Here is a 21,566-nt window from a genome sequence, read left to right as displayed (position 1 = left end):
CCCCGGAGTTCACCCCTGGGAACCGGCGTCGGCCCAGATCACGCGCATCTCGGCCGACGACTCCATCAGCTCCCCGAGGGTTCCGACGGCTTCCACCCGGCCGTCCTTGAGCACCACGATCCGGTCGGCGGCGCGCAGCAGCGCCGGACGGTGGGACACCGCGAGCACGGTGCGGGTCGAGTGCAGCAGCCTGTCCCACAGACGTTGTTCGGTGGGAGGGTCCAGGGCGCTGGAGACGTCGTCCAGCACCAGGAGGTCGGGGCTGCCGGCCATCATCCTGGCGATGGCCGTCCGCTGGGCCTGCCCGCCGGACAGCCGGAGCCCGCGAGGGCCCACGACGGTCCCGGCCCCGTCCCTCATCACCGCGAGATCGGCTTCCAGCACAGCGGTACGCACGGCCGTGTCGAAGACCTCGTCGCCGGCCTCGCCGCCCTGGCGCCCCAGCAGCACGTTGTCGCGCACCGTCCCGCTGAACAGGCGTGGGACCTGCGGCGTGTAGCCGCAGCGCGGTGGCACCAGGAAGGACGACGGGTCCGCGACCGGCTCCCCGTTCCACAGCACGGTGCCCCGGTCGCGGGGTAGCAGTCCGAGGATCGCCCGGATCAGGGTCGTCTTCCCGGCACCGACCCGGCCGGTGATGACGGTGATCGTGTGCCGTTCGACGGTCAGGTCCACGTCCTCGACCCCGTGGTCGGTTCCCGGGTGGCGCGCGGTCAGCCCCCGGACGGTGAGCTCCTGCAGGCCGGGATCGGGCTCGCGGGGCGTCGGCAAGTGCCCTTCCGTGCCGGAGGGTTCCGCCGTCTGAAGGGCGGGGCGCAGCCTGCCGCCGAGGTAGTCGGCGATCCGGCCGAGGGCCACCGCGACGCGCTGCAGCAGGACGGACAGCATGCCGATCGAGGCCAGGGCCTCCGTCAGGATCTGCAGGTAGAAGGTGAACAGCGCGAGCTCACCGACGCTGAAGGCGCCGCTTTGGATGCGTCCCGCGGTCAGCAGCAGCACCACGCCGATCCCGAGCGGAGCCGCGTTGCCGATCACGGAGCGCTGGGCCGCGGCGTACAGTTCCTCCCGCACGGCCTTCTGGGCCCGCGCCCCGTTGAGACGGCCGATGTGCGCGGTCACCTGTGGCTCGGCGGCCGCCGCCTGTACGGCGCCGACGGCCTCGACCATCTCGCGCAGTACGCCGGTCACCTTCGCCGACGCCTCGCGTGTGGCGCGGCGGTAGCGCAGGAACCGGCTGTGAGCCACCACCGTGGCCAGCGTGATGAGGACCAGCAGGCTCAGCAGCGCGACGGTGACCAGGGGATCGATCCGCATCATCACGGTGACCGACCCCACGACGAACAGCCAGTGGGCGAGATTGGTCGGAGCCCAGGCGACGAAGAAGCCCGTCTCGTCGACGTCCTCGCCGACCGTCGCCAGCGCCTGGCCGTGAGGAGTCCGGGCCGTTGCCTCCGGCCTGCGCAGCGCCGTGTCGAGCAGAGCGTGCCTCAGTCGCGCCTCCGTGCCGTACTGGATCCGCGGCTCCAGCTTGTTGATCATCAGGCCGAACTGGAGGAACAACCGCCCGGCCTCGATCGCGGCGACCAGGGCGATGATCGCCCATACGTCCCCGCCCGCGCCCAGTTCGTCGAACAGCCACTGGAACAGCAGCCCCACCACGAGAGTCGCGGCGCGCAGCAGGACCCACAGACCGGTGAGGATCCAATAGGCGCGTGCCGAGCCGCGCAGCGCGTCGGCGAGCCTGCCGAACACGGACTGATTCCCGGCGTGTGTCATCCACCCGTTCCCCTGCTGGTGGCGCCCTCAGCGGGTGCCTTCGGCCGTATGGAGGAGGTCGTGAAATCGCGACATGGGGTCGGCCGCGAGGACCGTCCGCTCGCCGTGCTCGGCCACGGATCCGTCGTCGAGGACCAGGACCCGGTCCACATGTCGGAGCAGGTGCGGGCGGTGTTCCACCACGACGGCCGTGCGGCCCCGCAGCAGACGCTCCAACGCCGGTCTGAGGAGGCGCTCGGTGTGCGGATCCAGCCGTGCCGTGGGCTCATCCATCAGGACCAGCCCGGGGTCCCGGAGGAACACCCTGGCCAGCGCGAGCTTCTGCTCCTCGCCGGCGGACATGCCTCGGGCGCCGGAGCCGAGCACCGTCTCCAGACCGTCGGGCAGGTCACGCACCCAGGGGGCCAGGCCGGCCTCGCCGAGCGCGGCCAGCAGCCGGTCGTCGTCCACGGAGGAGTCGAAGAAGGTGAGGTTGTCGCGCAAGGACGCGTGGAAGACCTGGACTTCCTGCGTGACCAGTGCGACCCGTTCGCGCAGCGCCCGGATGTCCATGGCCCGCAGGTCCACGCCGCCGACCGATACCGCGCCGCCCACCGGCTGGTGCAGTCCGAACAGCAGCCGTACGACCGTGGACTTGCCGCTGCCGGTCTGGCCGACCACTCCCAGCCGTTCGCCGGGACGCACGGTGAACGAGACGCCGCGCAGCACCGGTTCGCCCGGCTCGTAGCAGAAGGAGACCTGGTCGAAGCCGACGTCCGGACGCCGTCGCGGCAGGGCGGCCGTTCCCTGGTGGGTCTGCGGGTCCTCCTGCTCGAGCAGCTCCTGGAGGCGGCCGACGCCCGCGGCGGCGTCCTCCAGTTCCCTGAAGCGCGTGGTGATGTTGAGCAGGGGGCGGCGCAGCAGCATCGCGTAGGACAGCGAGGCGAAGGCGGTGCCGGTGGAGAGCCGTCCCTGCCCGTGCAGCCAGGCGCTGACCGCCAGGGCCAGCACCACGCTGACGGCTGACAGGCCCTGGACCGTCGCGGGCCAGCGGATCGACGCCTGGGCGGCCTGCCGGGCCCGCCGGTACAGCTCGCTCTGCCGGTGTTCGAGCTCCCGCAGGGTGTAGCGCGCGGCACCGTTGGCGCGCAGCTCCTCGGCCGCCGCGAGCCGCTCCTCGAGGAAGCCCTGGAGGTCCGCCGCGACCGTCTGCCGTGCCGTGACGAAGGGCATGGCACGGCCCACCAGCCTGCGCAGCAGCAGGAGGGTCCCGGCGGCGAACGGGGCGAACACCAGAGCCAGTCGCCACTCCATGTGGAACAGGGCCAGCAGGATTCCGGCGACGAGCAGTGCCTGCGCCACCAGTTCGACGACGAGTGTCGACATGACCGCGGTGAGCCGGCCCACGTCGCTGTCCATGCGCTGGACGAGTTCGCCCGGTGGGTGTCTGCGGTAGAAGGCCGGGGACCGGCGCAGGCAGTGTTCGACCAGGTCGGCGCGGAGGCGATTGGTGCTGCGCCAGGCGAGGCGCGAGGAGACGGCTTCGCTGCCGATGGTGACGACCAGCAGCCCGAGGGCGGCCGTCAGGACCCAGACGGCGACGACGAGCAGCGTTCGGCGGGTCTGTCCCGACAGTGCTCCGTCGATGAACTGCCGTAAGAGGTAGGGCGCCGCCAATTGCAGTCCGATGCCCAGGGGAACCAGCAGGGCGAGCAGTGTGAGGGCGGCCCGTTCGCCGCGCAGATAGCGCGCGAGTAAGGAAAGTTGCCGCAACGGACTGCCTGCCAACGTGTCCTCCCCCGGTTCGCCGGGACGGCGAAGGGCCCCAGCATAAATGCGCCCGGGCCTCTTGGGAATGTGACCTCAAGTCCCTTGCCGGGTGTCGTTGAACAGCATTGCTGGTGATCAATGCCGCTGTTAGGCTCCTCGGGCTTCTCGGCCCATGCAGGCATTTTCGTTCTCATGGGCCCGGTCAGTGGCTTTTCGGTGACCCGTCGCACCGTGCCGGCCGGGCGCCGAGGGCCAGGGTGAATCCGCCCGGAAATGGGCGTCAGTGGAAGAAGCACCTCGATCAGCCGGACATGAGCATCCCAAGGGGGTTTTGTGGCAGGCGACGTGCGCAGCACGGAATTATCGGGTGACCAGGTGGTGGTCACCGGTGCCGCGGGTTTCATCGGCTCACACCTGGTGGCAGAGCTGAGGCGGGCCGGTAAAGACGTCATCGCCGTGGACCGCAGGCCGGTTCGCGTCGATGACGGGAATGAGTCGCACCCCGCGGCAGGGGGACTTCACGTCATACGCGGTGACCTCGTCGGCTTGGATCTGACGGAGTGCCTGGAAAAGGCCTCGGCGGTTTTCCACTTGGCCGCGTTGCCCGGCGTCCGGCCGTCCTGGTCTCAATTCCCCGAGTATCTCCATTGCAATGTACTGGCCACCCAGAGACTGCTCGACGCCTGTGTGCGGGCCGGAGTCCCGCGCCTGGTCATGGCGTCGTCGTCCAGTGTCTACGGGGGCGCCGACGGGACGATGAACGAGGACGACCTGCCCCGTCCGCTCTCGCCCTACGGGGTGAGCAAGCTCGCCGCGGAACGGCTGGCTCTCGCCTTCGCCGCCCGCAAGGACGCCTCCTTGGCGGTCTCGGCCATGAGGTTCTTCACCGTCTACGGTCCCGGTCAGCGCCCGGACATGTTCATCTCCCGCCTGATCCGGGCGACCCTGCGGCAGGAGCCCATCGAGATCTACGGCGACGGAACGCAGATCCGCGACTTCATTCATGTGTCCGACGTCGTGCGCGCCCTGATCCTGGCCGGCACGGTCGGGCACGGCCGCAGCACCGTGCTGAACATCGGCACGGGAAGCGCCGCCTCGGTCAACGAAGTGGTGTCCCTCACCGCCGCGTTGACGGGAATGACCCCGCCTGCCGAGTACGGCGCCGCGCGCATCGGTGACGTCCGCTCGACCACCGCGGATGTCGGCCGTGCCCAACGGCAACTCGGGTTCACGGCGCTGACGGGACTGCGCGAGGGGCTCGCCACGCAGATCGAGTGGACCAGGCGGTCGCCGTCCCAGACCCCGCACGGCGCCGTTCCGGTCGCGGGGACGGCACCGGCGTCCCGGTCGTAGCCGCATGTGCGGTTTCGCCGGATTCACCGATCCTGCCCATGGGCGGGCAGCCTCCCAGGACACGGCCAGGCGCATGCTGGCCGCGGTGGCACACCGGGGTCCTGACGGCTCCGACTGGTGCCACCGTGACGGTGTCACCCTGGCGCACTGTGCCCTGACCTTCGTCGATCCGGAGCGCGGCACCCAGCCGTTCGTCTCCGCGTCCGGCTCCACCGTGGTCGTCTTCAACGGCGAGATCTACAACCATGCCGACCTGCGCGCGGAGATGCGGGCGGCGGGCGTCCGCCTGCGCACCGGCAGCGACACCGAGGTCCTGGTGGAGCTGTACGAGCTGTACGGGACACGCATGCTGGAGCGGCTGCGCGGCATGTTCGCCTTCGCCCTGCACGACGCACGGAGCGGGCGCACCGTGCTGGCCCGTGACCCGATGGGCAAGAAGCCTCTCTACTACGCCCGGGTGCGGGACGGGATCGCCTTCGCGTCCGAGCTGACCGCGCTGCTGCGGCATCCGCAGGTGTCGTCCACCCCCGATGTCGCGGCCCTCGCCGACTACTTGATGCTCCAGGCGTTCACCGCGCCCGCGTCGGCGGTGTCCGGGGTCCGCAAGGTTCGCCCCGGCACCTGTGTGACGTACGCCGACGGGGAGGTGCACGAGACGGAGTTCTGGCGGCCCCGCATCCACCCGGCCGCGAGCCCGGGGCGCAAGGAGGCCGCAAAGCGGTTCGAGGAACTCTTCCGGGCCGCTGTCGCACGGCGGGTCACCAGTACCGGTCACCGGCTCGGTGTGCTGCTCAGCGGCGGCCTGGACTCCAGTGCGGTCGCGGCGGTGGCCCAGGACCTGTCCCCGGGCCGGCCGGTGCCGACCTTCAGCGCGGGGTTCGCGGACCCGGACTTCGACGAGAGCGGGCACGCCGAGGCGGTCGCCCGTCATCTCGGCACCGAGCACCACCTGGTGAGGATCGACGGCGCCGATCTCGCCGGGGTGGTCGAGGCCGAGTTCGCTTCGGCGGACGAGCCGTTGGCGGATCCGTCCCTGTTGCCGATGCGGTTGGTGTGCCGTCAGGCCCGCCGGCACGTCCGGGGAGTCCTCACCGGCGACGGTGCCGACGAACTCCTGCTCGGATACCGGTACTTCCAGGCCGAGCGGGTGATCGAGCTGTTGCTGCGGGTCCTGCCGGCGCCCGGGCTCGAGGCGCTGGCCGGGTTCCTGGTGCGCCGGCTGCCCGCCCGGTCCGGGAACCTGCCCGCGGCGGCCGCCCTGGGTCTGCTCGCCCGCGGCCTGCGTGCGGCCCCGGAACACCGCTTCTATCTCTCGACCGCACCTTTCGGACCGGGTGAACTGCGGCAACTGCTGCTTCCGGAGGCGCGCTCCGACCTGGCGGGGCACGACCCGTTCACGGAGATCGCCAGGCTGCTGGAGGGACAGAGCGGCCTGACGGGCGTCGAGCGCAGCCAGGTCGCCGTCTTCACCCACTTCCTGCGCGACGTCGTCCTGACCAAGACCGACCGGGGCAGCATGCGCAGCGCGCTCGAACTGCGCTCCCCGTTCCTCGACCTGGACCTGGTCGAATACTGCAACTCCCTGCCCACCAGCCTGAAACTGCGCCGGTTCACCGGCAAGTTCCTGCTCCGCGAGGTGGCCGCCGGCTGGCTGCCCCCGACCGTCGTACGGCGTACCAAGCTGGGCTTCAGGGCACCGCTGGCCGCTCTGCTGCGCGGTGAGCTGCGGCCCTTGCTCCTGGACACCCTCTCCGGCGCCGCGCTGCGCCGTGGCGGGCTGTTCGACGCCCAGGCCGTGCAAAAACTCACCGACGATCACCTCACCGGCCGTCGGGAGGTGTCCCGCAAGCTGTGGGCGCTGCTGGTCTACCAACTCTGGTTCGAGAACCTGACGGCCGGTCGGCACACCTCGACATCCCCTGCCTGTCCGGCCCACTTCTAGGAGATCCGACGATGGCTCCTGTCCGTCCGCACATCCAGGTGCTCTCCCCACGCACCTGGGGGGAGTTCGGCAACTATCTCGCCGCGACCCGCTTCTCACGCGTCCTTGGCGGCGTGGTGGACGCGGAGGTGACCCTGCTGGAGGCCGAACCGATTCTGCCGTGGATCGGCGAGGCCGGCGCGGAGATCCGCGCGATCTCGCTGGAGAGCCCCGACGCCACGGTGCGCAACGCGCGGTACATGGCGCTCATGGCCCGGCTCCAGGAACGCTTCCCCGAGGGGTTCGAGGCCCACCCGACCCCCGCCCAGGAGGCGGCCATCGAGCCGCTCACCGAACACCTGCGCGCCACGGCACCGGACGTCGTGGTCGGCACCAAGGGGTTCGTGGCCCGGCTGTGCGCCGCCGCCGTCCGGCTGGCCGGGTCCCGTACCCGCGTCGTCAGCCATGTCACCAACCCCGGCCTGCTGCACCTGCCGTTGCACCGCAGCAGGTACCCGGACCTCACGCTCGTCGGCTTCCCTCACGCGAAGGACCACCTCGTCGCGACGGCCGGCTGCGACCCGGAGCGCGTCCGGACGGTGGGCCCGCTCGTCGCCCAGCACGATCTGCGGGACTTCATGACCAGCGAGTCGGTCACGTCCGACACCGGCCCCTGGGGTGACGACCTGGGCCCGGACCGTCCCCGTGTCCTCGTCTTCTCCAACCGTGGCGGCGACACGTACCCGGAACTGATCAGGCGTCTGGCCCGTCGGCATCCCGACATCGACCTGGTGTTCGTCGGCTACGGCGACCCCGAACTCGCCCGCCGCGCGGCCTCGGACGCCGCTCGGGCCGGGGTGACCCACTGGCGGTTCCACAGTGTCCTGGCCCAGGCCGAGTACTTCGACTACATCCAGCGTGCCTCCAGGTCCCGGTACGGCCTGCTGATTTCGAAGGCCGGGCCCAACACCACCCTGGAGGCGGCCTACTTCGGCATACCCGTGCTCATGCTCGAGTCGGGGCTGCCGATGGAGCAGTGGGTTCCCGGGCTGATCCACCAGGAGGGCCTGGGCAGGGCTTGCGGCACCCCGGACGAGCTCTTCGGCACGGTGGACGAATGGCTCGGGCGCCCCGCGGCGATCGAGGTGCACAAGAAGGCCGCGCTCTCCTTCGCCGAGGCGGTGCTGGACCAGGACGCGGTGGCGGAGCGGATCGGTGCCGCCGTCCGGCCCCTGCTGGAGGCGCCGTGAGCCCGGGGAGGCCGGCCGCGCCGCGGATCGTGCTGGTCTCGGGACCGGACGGCGTGCGGGCGGAAGGGGACAAGGAGATCCGGCTCGGGCACCCCCTCACGGGTGACCACCTGGACCCGGGCCCGCCCGCCGAGGGGGTCTTCGCCGGGTGGGCCTGGAACGGTGAGCGCCTGCTGGCCCGCAACGACCGCTACGGCATCCAGCCGCTGTTCTACCGGGCGGACGCCACCTCGTTGCGGCTGTCCCCCGATCCGCTGGCGCTGCTGCCGGACGACCGGCCCGCCGAGCTGGATCACGACGCCCTCGCCGTCTTCGTACGGCTCGGGTTCTTCCTCGGCGAGGACACCTGTTTCGCCGGTGTCCGCGCCCTGCCTCCGGCAGCCACGATGACCTGGGACGGCAGCGGGTTGTGGCTGCGGTCGCAGGCGCAACGGCCGTCCGGGGCGGTACCGCTGACCCGGGCCCAGGCCGTCGACGGCTTCGTCGACCTGTTCCGGGAGGCCGTCACCCGCCGGCTGCCCGGCGAGCCGTACGACCTGCCGCTGAGCGGCGGCCGGGACTCCCGCCACATCCTGCTGGAGCTGTGCCGCCAGGGCGCGCCGCCCAGGCTCTGTGTCAGTGGTGCCAAGTTCCCGCCCGACCCGGGCGCCGACGCGCGGGTGGCGGCCGGGCTGGCCGGCCGGCTGGGCCTGCCCCATGCCGTCGTCCCTCGGCCCCGTGCCCAGTTCCGGGCGGAGCTCGCCGCGCTGACGGGGCAGGGCATGGGCACCCTGGACGGTGCGTGGGCGCAGCCGGTGCTGGCCCACCTGAGCCGGCACAGCCGCCTCTCGTACGACGGCCTGGGCGGCGGTGAGCTGTCCCAGAACGAGAGCGTCGGTTTCATCCGCGGCACCCCGTACGATCCGGCGGATCTGCCCGCTCTGGCCGACCGGTTGCTGAACGCCGAACGGCTCGGTCCTCATGTGGAACACCTGCTCGGCCCGCACACAGCAGTCCTGTGGAGCAGGGAGCGGGCCCGGCAGCGCCTGGTCACCGAGCTCGCCCGGCACGCGGACGCGGCCCTTCCGCTCGGCAGCTTCTACTTCTGGAACCGGACCCGGCGCTCCCTCGCGCTGGCTCCGTTCGCCCTCGGGGACCCCCGCCTGCTCCTGCACACGCCGTATCTCGACCACGCCCTGTTCGACCACCTCAGCACGGTGCCCGCCCACTTCCTTGCCGAGGGGACCTTCCACGACCAGGCGCTGCGCACGGCGTTTCCCGAGCACGCGGATCTCGGTTTCGCGTCGGCGATCCCCCAGCGGCACGGGCCGGTCCTGGTCGCGCACCGGCTGCGGTACCTGCTGCGGTTCCTCGCCCACGCGCTGACCACGGAGCGGGGCTGGTGGCGCAGCCCGGAAAGGTATCTGCAGCGGCTGCTGGCCGCGGGCCGGGGCCCCGGGGCGCCGCAGCGCGTGAGCCGGCTGCAGCCGCTGGCGCTCTACCTGCTGACGTTGGAGACCGTCGCCCGGCACGGCACGGGCGGTGGTCACTAGGGCCCGTTCCATGCCTTCGCACCCCATGTGGACATCACCCCGCAGGAAGCAGAGGGAGGACACCGAATGCGCAAGACACTGCCCGTGATCAGCACGGGCATCCCGTCCGGAGCCTCGGGCGGGTGCTCGACGCCCCAGCCGTCGCCGGCCCGCCCCGGGATACCACGGTGGCGCAAGCGCACGTTGCGCATCGCCCTGGTCCGTCATCACGACCTGTGCCTGAACACCCGCCAGATCACGCGCGTCCAGAAGCGTGCCGGCGTACTGCCCCACCTCGGCCTGGGATACATCCACCGGGCACTGAAGTCGGCCGGGTTCCACCAGGTCATCCAGGTCGACACCCCGGCCCTCGGGCTGGACAGCGAGGGACTGCGCAAGCTGCTCGCCGACTTCGGCCCCGACCTGGTCGGGGTGAGCACGACGACGCCGGGCCTCCCGGGCGCCCTCGAGGCGTGCCAGGCGGCCAAGACCACCGGGGCCAAGGTCATCCTGGGCGGGCCGCACACCGAGGTGTACGCGAGCGAGAACCTCGTCCACGACTGCATCGACTACGTCGGCGTGGGCGAAGGCATCACCATCATGCAGGAGCTGGCCGAGGCGCTCGAGCAGGGCGAGAAACCGGAGGGCATACGGGGACTGGTGACCCGGGAGCACGACGGCGGCGCCGCACCCATGGTGAACCTGGAGGACGTGGGCTGGCCGGTACGCGACGGCCTCCCGACGGACAGCTACTACTCGATCATGGCGCCCCGCCCGTTCACCACCATGATCTCCAGCCGGGGCTGCCCCTTCAAGTGCAGCTTCTGCTTCAAGCAGGCGGTGGACAAGAAGTCCATGTACCGCAGCCCCGAGGACGTGGTGGGCGAGATGACGGAGCTCAAGGAGCGGTGGGGGGTGAAGGAGATCATGTTCTACGACGACGTGTTCACCCTGCATCGCGGCCGCGTACGCGAGATCTGCGCCCTGATCGGCGACACCGGGCTCAAGGTCCGCTGGGAGGCGCCCACCCGGGTCGACCTGGTGCCCGAACCGCTGCTGAAGGCGATGGCCGGGGCCGGCTGCGTGCGCCTGCGGTTCGGCATCGAGCACGGCGACTCCGGCATTCTCCAGCGGATGCGCAAGGAGAGCGACATCCAGAAGATCGAGACGGCTGTCACCTCGGCCCACGAGGCCGGCATCAAGGGTTTCGGCTACTTCATCGTCGGCTGGCTCGGGGAGACAAAGGAAGAGTTCCGCCGCACCGTCGACCTCGCCTGTCGCCTGCCGCTGGACTACGCCAGCTTCTACACGGCGACGCCGCTGCCGGGCACGCCACTGCACACGGAGTCGGTGGCGGCCGGCCGGATTCCGGCGGACTACTGGGACAAGTTCGTGCAGGGCGACTTCGACTCCCGGATCGGCTACCTGGTTCCCGACGCCCAGCAGCGCGCCCAGATCGCGTACCGGTCCTTCTTCCTGCGTCGCTCCATGATCAAGCCGCTGCTGGGGCACATGGCGGTCACCGGTCAGTGGCGTCATACGCTGGACGGTCTGCGCAGTCTTGCCCGGTCCACCTCCAACACCGACCGTGACTTCTGAGGCCGCGCGCCCGGCCGCGCGCCCGCACCTGCCGGTGCGGACGAGCCCGCCGCCGCGTGTGAACCGGCCGTTGCCCCGCCGCGGCCGCCGGCGCGGCGACGAGCCGTTCTGGACGCACCACCTGCGGAGCACCATGGCCCGCGGCTTTCTGCCCCCGGACTCCTGGGCGGTGCCCGTGCGGCACGTCCTGCCCGGTCTGCCGGCCGACGGAACCACGTGCGCCGGGGACGCGGCCGAGGCACTGCGGACTCCCACCGCGCCGGTGATCGCGCTGGTCGCGCCGACGTACGTCTCCCGGGCGCCGCTCGCGCAGCAGCGCCAGCGGCTCGACCCGCTCGTGGACCAGCTGGCCGAGGTGGCCCGGGAGCATCCGCGGGTGCCCGTGGTGCTCTTCGTCGGTATGCAGTGGTCGTCGGCCGCGGAGGAGGACGAGTCGCTCCGGCGCCTTCGTCAGCTGCTGCGTCAGGCGCGCACCCGCCTGCCGGACCTGCGGGTGTGCGGTCTGTCCCTGCCGGGTCCGGGCAAGCCCCGGACGCTGAACGCGGCCATCGCGGTGGCGGAACTCCTCGGCTGCGCCGGGGTCGGCTGGGTCGACGACGACGTGACCCTCGAGGACGGCTGCCTGTCCCGGCTGATACGGGAGTTCCTGGCGGCGGGCTGCGCGGGAGCGGTGGGCGCCACCAAGATCCCTCATGTGCGTGAGTTCGCCACCGCGCGGCTGCTGTCCAGGGCCAAGGCGGTTGCCGCGCCGGCCATGAACTACCCCCACGGGTGCTGCATCCTGGTGGCGACCGACGTGGTGGCGGGCGGCATGCCGGGCCGTTACACCTCCGACGACGGGTACGTGTGCTTCCGGCTCCTCGACCCGTCCCTGCCCGACCCGCTCGCCCACCTGCGCCTGGTGCCGGACGCCCTGTGCCACTACTACGTGGCGGGCCCGGCCGGCGAGACCCGCCGCAGGATCCGCAGGCTGCTCCTCAACCACCTCGTCGACCTGGCCGACTGGCCCCTGCCGGTGGTCCGCCACTACTTCCGGCACGTCCTGTTCGGCGGCATGTGGCCGCTCACCGGCCTCGACTCCTCGCGGGGCGTGCGCCACGGGCTGACGAAGGCGTTCATCAAGTGGCTCTACTTCGCCTGGTTCGCCGCCATCGGGAGCGAACTGTACCTGCGCGGGCTGTTCCGAAGGCCACTGCGGCGCATCGAGTGGGCCCCGTACTCGGACGTCCGCAGACTCACTCCGTCGTCCCCGTCCACGCCTCAGGAGCGCTGATGAAGGTACTGTCACTCCACTCTGCCGGACACGACACCGGTGTCGCGTACTTCGAGGACGGACGGCTCGTCTTCGCGATCGAGGCGGAACGGCTGACCCGGGTCAAGCACGCCCACAGCTCCGACGTCGCTCTGCGGCATGTGCTCGCCCAGGAGTGCGTGGACGTCGACGGCATCGACCTGGTGGCCGTCAGTACACCGGTCCGCAGTGCCCTCCTGCGCATTCCCGACCTGGACCGGGCCATGGAGCGGATCGGGGCGGGAGCGCTGCACCACCGGACCGTCTGCGAGATGCTCGGGCGGCGCGTGGACTGTGTCGTGGTCACCCACGAGGTCTCGCACGCGGCCCTCGCCGGCCACTACGCGGACTTCGAGGACGGCACTGTCGTCCTGGTCAACGAGGGCCGTGGCCAGCTCACTCGCAGTTCCCTGTTCCGGGTCGCGGGCGGCCGGCTGGAGTGGGTCGAGAAGGACCCGCTGCCCTGGTACGGCAACGGCTTCGGCTGGACGGCGATCGGTGTTCTCCTCGGCTTCGGCCCGAGCCCCAGCGTGGCGGGCAAGGTGATGGCCATGGGCGGCTACGGGGAGCCGGACGAGCGGATACGCGAGCAACTGCTGGCGGTGGACCCGAACGTGATGAACGACCGGGAACTGGCCGAACGGGTCCGCGCCGACCTGGCGGCCCGTCCGCGGTTCGGCTCCGGTTTCGAGACCGCCTCGCACGTGGTGGCCACCTTCCAGGAGATGTTCACCGACACGGTCAGGAGCACACTCGCCCGGCACGTGACACGCGGGGACACCGGGGTGGGGCCCATCGCCCTCGGCGGCGGCTGCGCCCTGAACATCGTGGCCAATTCCGCGCTGCGGGAGGCCTTCGGACGTGACATCGCCATTCCGCCCGCCTGCGGAGACGCGGGGCATCTGGTGGGTGCCGGGATCTACGCCCTCACTCAGGTCGCCGGGGTGACGCCGCAACCGCTCGGCGTCTACAGCAACGGCGCGCCGTCGTCGCGCGCCGATGTCCTGAACGCCCTGGACGGCGCGGGGCTGCGGGCCCTGCCCTACGACGAGGCGGCGGTCGCCCGGCTGCTGGCGGACGGCGGCGTGGTGGCCCTGACGCAGGGATCGGCGGAACTGGGGCCGCGCGCCCTGGGGCACCGGTCGCTGCTGGGCAATCCGGCGGTGCCCGGCATGCGCAAGCGGATGAGTGAGGAGCTCAAGCAACGCGAGTGGTACCGACCGTTGGGAGCCGTGATGCGCGACGAACGCTTCACGGCGCTGTACCCGGGCCACCATCCGTCCCCGTACATGCTCTTCGAGTACCGGCTGCCGGAAGGGGTGGCACCCGAGGCCCGGCACGCCAACGGGACCTGCCGCATCCAGACGCTCGCATCCGGTGAGGAGCGCCTGTACGGTCTGCTCGCCCGGTTCGAAGAGGTCAGCGGCGTACCGGCACTGATCAACACGTCGCTCAACGGGCCGGGCAGGCCCATCGCGCACACGGCTCGGGACGTGCTGGACGACTTCGCGGACACCAGTGTCGACCTGTTCGTGTTCGACGACCTGATGGCTTACGCCGCAGCGGGATGACCCGTCGGGGTCCCCGGGTGCGGACCGGGTCCGCCGGCCGGAGCGCGCTCCGGCCGGCGGACGGTCACCGTGCGCCGTACTTGGGGAGCAGACGGTGCAGCACGTCGTCCGTGTAGAGGTGGACCACCGGGACCAGGCCGTGGGCGGCCGGGTGCTTCCGCGCCGCGGCGAGGGCCTGTGCACGCAGCTGTTCCAGCAGGTCCCGGACCTCGTGCTCGGCGACCGCGCCGATCCGCATGAGATGGCCGAGGTTGCCCTCCCGCTCGCCGTCGCGCTCGTAGTCGGTCAGGTCGTCGGCCATGGTGATGGTCAGGGCGAACGCCTCGGCGAACTGCCGTACCTCGTCGGCCGATTCCTCAGTGCGCCCGCAGGCGGCCGCGAGTGACCCGTAGCGGCCGAGGAAGGCGGCACCGTAGGTGTTCGCGTGGGCGCGCCACTCGCGCAGGTTCCGCGCCCGCTCCCGCTTGGTGCGTATCTGACCGCCGCAGAGGAAGACGGCGTCGTCCTCCAGGATGTCGGTCACCGACTTGAGGTCCCGGGCGAGGACGGCCATGTCGTGCAGGGCGCGCAGGTGCATGCGCAGGCAGACGCAGGCGAGTTCGACCCGGTCCAGTCCGGTGTCGTCGTCCATCAGATCGTCCAGGAGCTTCATGGAGACGATGTCCAGCGCGAGGGCACGGGACACCTCCGCCCGCCGGGCCCGGTCGGTGATCCACTCGGTGAGGAAGTGCGGGACCCTCAGATACAGACGCAGCGCGGCGGTGTGGTCCACCAGGGCCTGCGATCCTCCGGTGCCGACCACGCACTCCGTGACGTGCCGTCGGTTGGCGGATTCGGCGGCCAGCATGGACTCGGTGTAGTCCGTGGGCAGCGGAGTGGGGGCGACCGCCGTCACGACGTGCTCCGCGGCCGGCTCGGTGCGGGGCGCTCTCCGCTCATCTCCGCGAGCGTGGACCGCCAGTCGGGGTGTTCCAGGGCCCCGGCGAATCCCACGTAGTCGGCTCCGGCGTCGAGGTACTCGGTGATCTGCCGGCGCGTGCGGACGTTGCCGCTCACGAAGAGGATCTGCTCGGGGCGGAGCGTCTTGCGGAAGTGGCGCACGGCCTCCGGCGGCACCTGGTCGTGCCGGGAGTAGAGGTACACCAGGTGAAAGCCGAAGGTGACGGCGACCGCGAGGTACTGGTCCATCTCCGTGGTGGAGGACGTCGTCACCGGCACGGTGCCGAGCAGGTCGCCGGTGCGGCGGTCCTCGCCGAAGGTGAGAGCGACGGTGAGCAGAAGCTCCGGCCAGCTCTCCTCGGGTATGCGTCCGGGCAGGGTGGTCAGGGTCTCCAGGAAGCTCTTCCAGACGAAGTAGTCGTCGTCGGAGCCCAGCAGGGCGGGCAGCAGCATCGCGTCGGCGCCGCCCACCGCGGGGAAGCCGATCCCCCTCCGGGGCGGGAAGTGGAGGATGACCGGCAGGCTGGTGGCCTCCTTGACCGCCGCCACGTACGGCTCCATGCGCGACTCGAACGACTCGTAGTCGGTGCTCGCCAGGAAGACGGCCGCGAACCCGAGCCGGTCCAGTTCGGCCGCCTTCTCGACCGCTTCCCCCACCGGGATCTTGAAGGGGTCGATGATGTGCACGGGGCCTGGCCGATGCTCACGCAGCCGGGCGAGGACCTCCCCTGGGCGCCAAAGCGGCGCTGCGGCCTGGACTTCCCTGCGGTCAACCAGCTGCGGCGAGGCATTCACCAGCATTTCCCCTTGTCGTCCGGTCGTGTCGCGCCATGACGTGTCTCGCCCGCGTCGCGTGTTCGGCCAGGAGGTGCCAAGCGTTCGGCGGTGGGCCGGGCCTGTGCCCGGCGGTGCCCCGCGGCGACGGTTTCTGCGGCTTGCCGGTGTGCCGGGTGATCGGGCACGGCGGTGCGGCGTCTCGGTCCGCACGGGAGGCGGGCTACGCGATGTCCCGGCGGGACTCTCGGCATGCCCGACCCTTTCGAGCGATGCCCACCGGGCGCCGACGAGGACGCTGCGTGGCAAGACGTTCGGCGATGCTACACGCGGTCGTTTCCGGGGAGGTAGGGACGTATTGCACGGCCGAGGACGCATGACCGGCTGAGCCTTGCGGCCAGGGGTTCAGACGGATCAGACGAATTGGAGATGTGCCCGGCGTCGCAGACGGACCGCCATGGCACCGCAGCTCACCAGGGCCAGCACGGTCACCACCCCGACGGCATGAGCGACGCCATGGTGGAAAGACCCGTGCTCCGCGCCGTCGACGGCATAGGTGATGATTTCCCTGGTGGACCAGAACGGCAGAATCCTGGCGGAGTCCTTGGCCGGATCCATCACCATCTGGGCCCCGATGACGGAGATCAGCAGCAGTGCGCCCTCCATGTCCCGGGGCACGATCAGCCCCAGCAGGAGCCCGAGCGGTACGGCGACGACCGTGGTCAGCACCAGTTCCGCGGCCAGGGCCCGCGGGTTCTGCACGTCCTGGTCCACCAGGATGACCGCGCCGTACAGGGCGGACACGCACAGACCGGCCGTGACGAGTGCCAGGACACGGCCGAGGAAGAGCTGGTACGGCCGGAATCCGGCCAGCACCAGCAGCGGCTCGATCTCCCTGCCCCCGACGGTGGAGAACAGGGCGGCGGCGCTGACGGCGAATCCGACACCGAGGCTGGCGAAGCGAACGGCCTGCCCGGTCTCGTCGTGGCGGCCGAGGTAGAACACCAGCGGCACCAGCAGGAGCAGCCCCAGCACCCCGCGCCGGCGCAGCAGTTCCCGGAGGGTCATCTCCGCCATGCGGGCCGTGGCCGTCATCGGTCGTTCTCCCTCTTCGTCGCGGGGGTGAGATCCAGCACCTGGTCCACTCGGTCGAGCTGGTTCAGCATGTGGGTCACGACGACGACCGCCTTGCCCGCCTCGCGCCAGGACCAGACGTTGTGCCAGAAGTCCACGTACGAGCCGTGATCGAAGCCCTGGTAGGGCTCGTCGAGCAGCAGCAGGTCCGGGTCCCCGAGGGCCGACAGCGCGACGTTCAGCTTCTGCCGGGTGCCGCCCGACAGGTCCTTGGCCAGCACGTTCCGCGCGATGTTCCAGTCGAGTTGCGTCCCCAGCCTGCGGCCGCGGCGCTCCGCCTCCCTGCGGCTCAGACCCCGGCCGGTGCCGAAGAGCGTGAAGTGCTCACGAGGGGTGAGGAAGCCGATGACGCCGGCGTTCTGCGGGCAGTAGCCGAGGTTGCCTCCGGCCCTCACCTGCCCCTTGTCCGGTGAGAGCAGGCCGGCACAGATCTTGAGCATGGTCGACTTGCCGGCTCCGTTGCTGCCCACGATGGCCGCGACCTCCCCCGCGTGGACGACGAGGTCGACCCCGTTCAGGACACGACGGCCCTTGTAGCGTTTGACGATCCCGTGCGCCTGGAGCAGGACCTTGCGCTCGGCCGACGGGGACGTGCCCCCCATCTGCCGTGCGCCGATCGGGTGTTTCATGTACGCCACCTCTCTGCCTGCCTTGACGATCAGGCGCCGCATGCCGGCCGCCCCGGTCCCGAAGCACGGGTTTCGTCCGTGTGCGCGGCTCGACGAAGACGGCGACTCCGGGCGATCCTAGGGCGGGGGCCGCCGGGCACAGGGGGGACAACACGGTTTCGGCCAGCCCCTGTGGGCGTGGACACACCGCTCTTGTGAACCGAACCCGGTGCTCGTTAGCTTATGGCCCTCCTCGACTTCCTCTGCCTTCTCCGGCTTTCTTCGGCTTTCTTCGATTTTCCTCGGCTTTCCTCGGCTTTCCTCGGCTTTCCTCGACACTTTGTTCTTCCCGACACCCGGGCGGCCGGCGCGTGCGGTGCCCCCGTGCGCCTGTATGCGGTGACCACGGCCCGGGCCGACGAAGGGATATGGATGCGCAGGCGAATTCAAGGTGGTCGTCTCTGGTGGCAACGAGCCGTTTCCCGTGGATTCGCTCCGCCCTCCGCACCGCGCATTCCCTTTGTGCTGGTGCGACCCGGCGAGCATGCCGAGGAGGACTCCCGCGGCGAGCTGCCCGACGACGGCGTCCACATGGTGCCGGACGGCTCGGTGACCGGGACGCTGCCGTCCGGCGGCATCGGAGTTCTCCTGCCCACCTATGTGGGGCGGTGCGACGCGCAGGCTCACCAGGAGACCTTCCACCACCTGCTGGAACGCCTGGCCGAGGTGAGGGCTTCCCGTCCCGGTCTTCACCTGACCGTCTGGGTGGCCATGCAGTACGGCTCCGGCGAATACCGGGAGGCGCTGCGCAGATTGCGCCGGATGACCGCCCTCGGCGCACAGGACGAGACCCTCACCGTCGTCGGCGTGGCGCTGCCGGGGCCGGGGAAGATCCGCACCCTCAACACCGTTCTGCGGTTGACCGCGGGGCTGGGCTACGCGGGCTGGCTGTGGACCGACGACGACATCGAGATCGATCCCGGCTGCCTTGCCCGGCTGGTCTCCCGCTTCCACGAGCGGGGGTGCCGCGGCGCGGTCGGCGCCTCCCCCGTGATTCTGCCCCGTGATTCGGTCGCGGCACGGACCATGGGCAGGATCGGCACAGTCACGGCTCCGCCGAACGCCTACCCGGCGGCGGCCTGCGTCATGGTGGCGACCGACGTGGTGCGTGCGGGCATTCCGGTCCGCCGGCTGACCGATGACGGGTTCGTGCTGTTCGAACTGCTCGACGCCGACGCGCCGGATCCGCTGCACGATCTCGAGGTAGTCCCCGACGCGACGATCAGCTTCTACCGCGTCAGCCGCACCCACGACACCCTCCAGCGGCTGCGTCGCTCCCTGTACAGCCACGTGACGTGTGTCGCCGACTATCCCTGGCCGGTCGCGCGCGTCTATCTGACCCGCGTCCTGTTCTACGGCCTGTGGCCGCTCGCGCCGTGGGACGGAAGCCGGGGACCGGTGCGCGGGGTCAAGCGGTGGGCGGTCAAGGCCCTGCACTTCACCTGGTTCTGCCGGGTGGCGGCGGAACTGGCCGTGCGGGGAATGGCGCGCCGGCCGCTGCGCCATGTGTCGTGGGGGGACGAGGGTGACTTCCGCAGCCCCACCGTCGCAGAACCGGCAGCCGGCGCACCCGCCGGAGCGTGACACAGCGGGCCGCCCGCAAGGGGCGGCCGAAAGGAGATTCGGTGGCCCCATCTGGGAACGTTCCGGCAGCGGTTACGGTCATCCTCCCGCATCACGACTGCGCGGAGTACCTGAGTTCGGCGGTGGGCTCCGTCCTCGCCCAGGACCGCCCGGACCTCCGCCTGACGGTCGTCGACGACTGCACGCCCGGCGAGGAGTGGGTCTCGGGCCTCCTCCCGTACGCGGGCGATCATCGGCTGACCGTGCTGCGCACGTCCGTGAACGTCGGTCACCTGCGCATCAAGAACAAGGTGCTGGAGAGCGTGACCACCCCGTACGTGGCCTTCCAGGACGCCGACGACATGAGCCTGCCCGGCCGTCTGCGGCATCAACTCGCCCTGTTGGAAAGGGACGGAGCCGACCTGGTGGGCTGCGCCTACGAGTACATCGACGGCGTGGGCCGCACGACCGGGCGGCGCCGGATGCCCCGCAACGGCAACCTCTGGATGCGACTGGGCAGGTCCACCGTGGTGCTGCATCCGTCCTCGGTGGTCCGCAGCACGGTGCTCAGGGCGCTGGGAGGCTTCGACGGCACGGCCCGGCTCGGTGCCGACACCGACTTCCACCTCAGGGTGGCCCGTCTTTACCGGCTGCGCAGCGTACGCAAGGTGCTCTACCGGTACCGGATCTGGCCCAAGTCGCTCACGCAGGCCCCGGACACCGGCTTCGGGTCGGCGGAACGCCTCGCCTACACCAAGGCCATGAACGCCCAGGAACAGCGACGACGGCAGGCGCGTACCCGGGCCGAGCTGATGCCCCTGCTGGTCGCCCCGCCCAATGACGTCGACTTCGCCCTGACGCCGGTCGACATCCACTGATGGCACGGAACACGAGGGGCGTGCGCGGCACGTCAGAGACGAGGAGGCCGTGGACGACGTGATGTTCCCCCGCTTCGGTGTCGTGGTGGTGGCCCCCGGGGGCGATGCGGAACGCGCGGTGCGCAGTCTCCTGCGCCAGTCGACGCCGGCAGCCCGGATCACCGTGGTCACCGCCACAGCCGGCGGCGCTCCGGGCGGGAAGGCCGACCGCGGGGTGCGGACCGTCGGATGTGCCCCGGAGGAGCTCGGTGCCGCATGCGTGGAGGCGGCCCTCGCCACGGATGCCGAATACGTCGCCTTCCTCGACGGAGGTGACGAAGCCCTTCCCGACTGGCTGTGGCACCTGTCCCGGGCGGCCCACCACGGAGCAGGTGACGCCGGCGAACCGGTCGGCCTGCTCCAGTGCGGCGTGCTGCGCCTGCGGGCCGACGGACTGGTCGACGGGACAGCCCTGCCGCCCGCGACACCCGGTACCCGTCCGGTACCCGCCGACCTCGCCGACGGTGTCCACGCGGTCCGGCGTGACCTGCTGGGGCCGGGCAAGGACGAAGCCGCGGTGGCGGTCACCGTGCCTCTGCTCCTGGTCCGCCGCCGGGCCGGCGGCTCGAACGTGGCAGTCCACGCACCCGGCGCGCGGGTCATTCGCGGTTCCCGGCCGACCCGCGGCACCCCCCGGCCTGCCGCCGACCGGCGCCCCCGTGACGGCAGCGCTCCCGAGCTGGTTTCGGTGGTGATCCCGGTACGCAACGGGGCCCGCACACTCGGCGCCCAACTGCGCGCCCTGGCGGGCCAGACCGCCACGGTTCCGTGGGAGGTACTGGTCGTCGACAACGGCTCGACGGATGCCACCCGTCAGGTGGCCGAAGGGGCCCGCGGCATGCTGCCGGGCCTGCGCGTCGTCGACGCCTCCGGCCGCGCCGGGGAGAGCTGCGCCCGCAACCGGGGGATCGCCGAGGCGAAGGGCGACTTCGTCGCCTTCTGCGATGCCGACGACGTGGCGCATCCCGGCTGGCTGGCCGCTCTCGCGGAGGCCGCCAAGGAGGCTCATGTGGTGGGAGGCAGCCTGGAGACGGAGCTCCTCAGCCCGGGACATGGTGACGAACAACCGCTGCCGATGGACGCGCAGACGGACTTCCTGCCGTTCGCCAGAGGCGCCAACTGCGCCGCGTGGAAAGACGTACTGAGCGTGATCGGCGGGTGGAACGAGCACTACCGGGGCGGCGGCGAGGACATGGACCTCTCCTGGCGGGCCCATCTCTGCGGCTACCGCGTCGCCTACGCGGCCGAGGCGCGGATGCACTATCGGCTGCGTGACGAACTGTCCTCGCTGGCACGGCAGAAATGGAATTACGGCAAGTCGGGTGCCCAGCTGTACGCCGAGTACAGGCACGCCGGCTACCAGCGGCGGCGCGCCCGCACGGTCGTCATGAACTGGTGCTGGCTCCTCGTCCACGTGCCCGACCTCGCCCGCTCGCCGCTCCTGCGGCGCCGCTGGGTCCGTTACGGGGCTCGTCTCGCCGGGTTCCTGGCAGGCAGTCTGCGACGGGGCGTCGGATACCTGTGAGGACCTGATGAGGACACCGGTCCCC

16 protein-coding genes are annotated in these 21,566 nt (G+C 71.1%); 10 read left to right on the top strand and 6 right to left on the bottom strand.

Annotated elements, in window-relative coordinates; all coding sequences use genetic code 11:
- Positions 1-9: 9 nt before the first annotated feature.
- Positions 10-1,776, bottom strand: a complete 1,767-nt coding sequence (locus tag ACIHCX_RS09245; RefSeq protein ID WP_400028097.1) for an ABC transporter ATP-binding protein — start codon at positions 1,774-1,776, stop codon at positions 10-12.
- A gap of 27 nt (positions 1,777-1,803) precedes the next feature.
- Complete coding sequence (locus tag ACIHCX_RS09240) at positions 1,804-3,528, bottom strand: ABC transporter ATP-binding protein (protein ID WP_400028096.1); 1,725 nt, start codon at positions 3,526-3,528, stop codon at positions 1,804-1,806.
- 330 nt (positions 3,529-3,858) lie between these two features.
- On the opposite strand from ACIHCX_RS09240, the gene ACIHCX_RS09235 reads away from it, so the two are divergent.
- From ACIHCX_RS09235 to ACIHCX_RS09205, 7 genes are all read left to right on the top strand, one after another.
- Positions 3,859-4,878: an NAD-dependent epimerase/dehydratase family protein gene (locus tag ACIHCX_RS09235; protein WP_400028094.1), complete on the top strand. Its 1,020-nt coding sequence runs from the start codon at positions 3,859-3,861 to the stop codon at positions 4,876-4,878.
- A 4-nt stretch (positions 4,879-4,882) separates the two neighbouring features.
- Entirely contained in the window at positions 4,883-6,820 is a 1,938-nt protein-coding gene (gene asnB, locus ACIHCX_RS09230; protein ID WP_400028093.1) for an asparagine synthase (glutamine-hydrolyzing), read from the top strand.
- A gap of 11 nt (positions 6,821-6,831) precedes the next feature.
- On the top strand, positions 6,832-8,049 hold the full coding sequence (locus tag ACIHCX_RS09225; RefSeq protein WP_400028092.1) for a Moenomycin biosynthesis protein MoeGT1: 1,218 nt from the start codon (positions 6,832-6,834) through the stop codon (positions 8,047-8,049).
- Positions 8,046-9,581: an asparagine synthetase B family protein gene (locus ACIHCX_RS09220; protein ID WP_400028090.1), complete on the top strand. Its 1,536-nt coding sequence runs from the start codon at positions 8,046-8,048 to the stop codon at positions 9,579-9,581. Before ACIHCX_RS09225 ends, ACIHCX_RS09220 begins: the two co-directional genes overlap by 4 nt.
- A 66-nt stretch (positions 9,582-9,647) precedes the next feature.
- Positions 9,648-11,159 carry a B12-binding domain-containing radical SAM protein gene (locus ACIHCX_RS09215; protein WP_400028089.1) on the top strand — a complete coding sequence of 504 codons (1,512 nt, stop codon included), beginning with the start codon at positions 9,648-9,650 and terminating at the stop codon, positions 11,157-11,159.
- On the top strand, positions 11,149-12,432 hold the full coding sequence (locus ACIHCX_RS09210; protein ID WP_400028087.1) for a hypothetical protein: 1,284 nt from the start codon (positions 11,149-11,151) through the stop codon (positions 12,430-12,432). The genes ACIHCX_RS09215 and ACIHCX_RS09210 overlap by 11 nt, the downstream gene beginning before the upstream one ends.
- On the top strand, positions 12,432-14,021 hold the full coding sequence (locus ACIHCX_RS09205; protein ID WP_400028086.1) for a carbamoyltransferase C-terminal domain-containing protein: 1,590 nt from the start codon (positions 12,432-12,434) through the stop codon (positions 14,019-14,021). Before ACIHCX_RS09210 ends, ACIHCX_RS09205 begins: the two co-directional genes overlap by 1 nt.
- A gap of 64 nt (positions 14,022-14,085) precedes the next feature.
- Here the strand turns inward: ACIHCX_RS09205 and ACIHCX_RS09200 are convergent, their stop codons facing one another.
- From ACIHCX_RS09200 to ACIHCX_RS09185, 4 genes are all read right to left on the bottom strand, one after another.
- Positions 14,086-14,916, bottom strand: a complete 831-nt coding sequence (locus ACIHCX_RS09200) for a Moenomycin biosynthesis protein MoeN5 (protein ID WP_400028084.1) — start codon at positions 14,914-14,916, stop codon at positions 14,086-14,088.
- Positions 14,913-15,647 (bottom strand): geranylgeranylglyceryl/heptaprenylglyceryl phosphate synthase, encoded by a 735-nt coding sequence (locus ACIHCX_RS09195; protein ID WP_400028082.1) that lies wholly within the window; start codon positions 15,645-15,647, stop codon positions 14,913-14,915. The genes ACIHCX_RS09200 and ACIHCX_RS09195 overlap by 4 nt, the downstream gene beginning before the upstream one ends.
- 501 nt (positions 15,648-16,148) lie before the next feature.
- Positions 16,149-16,829, bottom strand: a complete 681-nt coding sequence (locus ACIHCX_RS09190; RefSeq protein ID WP_400028081.1) for a hypothetical protein — start codon at positions 16,827-16,829, stop codon at positions 16,149-16,151.
- Positions 16,826-17,497, bottom strand: coding sequence for an ATP-binding cassette domain-containing protein (locus tag ACIHCX_RS09185; RefSeq protein WP_400028079.1), 672 nt, complete (start codon positions 17,495-17,497; stop codon positions 16,826-16,828). Before ACIHCX_RS09185 ends, ACIHCX_RS09190 begins: the two co-directional genes overlap by 4 nt.
- Positions 17,498-17,998: 501 nt before the next feature.
- Here ACIHCX_RS09185 and ACIHCX_RS09180 point away from each other — a divergent pair.
- Genes ACIHCX_RS09180 through ACIHCX_RS09170 form a run of 3 tightly spaced genes read left to right on the top strand, consistent with a single transcriptional unit; the run spans position 17,999 to position 21,541 of the window.
- Complete coding sequence (locus ACIHCX_RS09180; protein ID WP_400028078.1) at positions 17,999-19,120, top strand: glycosyltransferase family 2 protein; 1,122 nt, start codon at positions 17,999-18,001, stop codon at positions 19,118-19,120.
- Positions 19,121-19,161: 41 nt separating this feature from the next.
- Entirely contained in the window at positions 19,162-19,977 is an 816-nt protein-coding gene (locus ACIHCX_RS09175; RefSeq protein WP_400028077.1) for a glycosyltransferase family 2 protein, read from the top strand.
- Between the two features lie 49 nt (positions 19,978-20,026).
- Positions 20,027-21,541, top strand: coding sequence for a glycosyltransferase (locus ACIHCX_RS09170; RefSeq protein ID WP_400028076.1), 1,515 nt, complete (start codon positions 20,027-20,029; stop codon positions 21,539-21,541).
- The last annotated feature ends 25 nt before the right edge of the window (positions 21,542-21,566 follow it).

It is taken from the genome of Streptomyces sp. NPDC052043 (assembly GCF_044548235.1).
In the GTDB taxonomy this organism is placed as follows: Bacteria; Actinomycetota; Actinomycetes; order Streptomycetales; family Streptomycetaceae; genus Streptomyces.
The sequence above is the reverse complement of the archived record's forward strand: the minus strand, read 5'-3'. Positions and strand labels throughout refer to the sequence as shown.

Coding starts and splice junctions, on each gene's coding strand:
- asnB (WP_400028093.1), top strand. CDS start 4,883: ATGTGCGGTTTCGCCGGATTCACCGATCCTGCCCATGGGCGGGCAGCC.
- ACIHCX_RS09225 (WP_400028092.1), top strand. CDS start 6,832: ATGGCTCCTGTCCGTCCGCACATCCAGGTGCTCTCCCCACGCACCTGG.
- ACIHCX_RS09245 (WP_400028097.1), bottom strand. CDS start 1,776: ATGACACACGCCGGGAATCAGTCCGTGTTCGGCAGGCTCGCCGACGCG.
- ACIHCX_RS09215 (WP_400028089.1), top strand. CDS start 9,648: ATGCGCAAGACACTGCCCGTGATCAGCACGGGCATCCCGTCCGGAGCC.
- ACIHCX_RS09205 (WP_400028086.1), top strand. CDS start 12,432: ATGAAGGTACTGTCACTCCACTCTGCCGGACACGACACCGGTGTCGCG.
- ACIHCX_RS09190 (WP_400028081.1), bottom strand. CDS start 16,829: ATGACGGCCACGGCCCGCATGGCGGAGATGACCCTCCGGGAACTGCTG.
- ACIHCX_RS09185 (WP_400028079.1), bottom strand. CDS start 17,497: ATGAAACACCCGATCGGCGCACGGCAGATGGGGGGCACGTCCCCGTCG.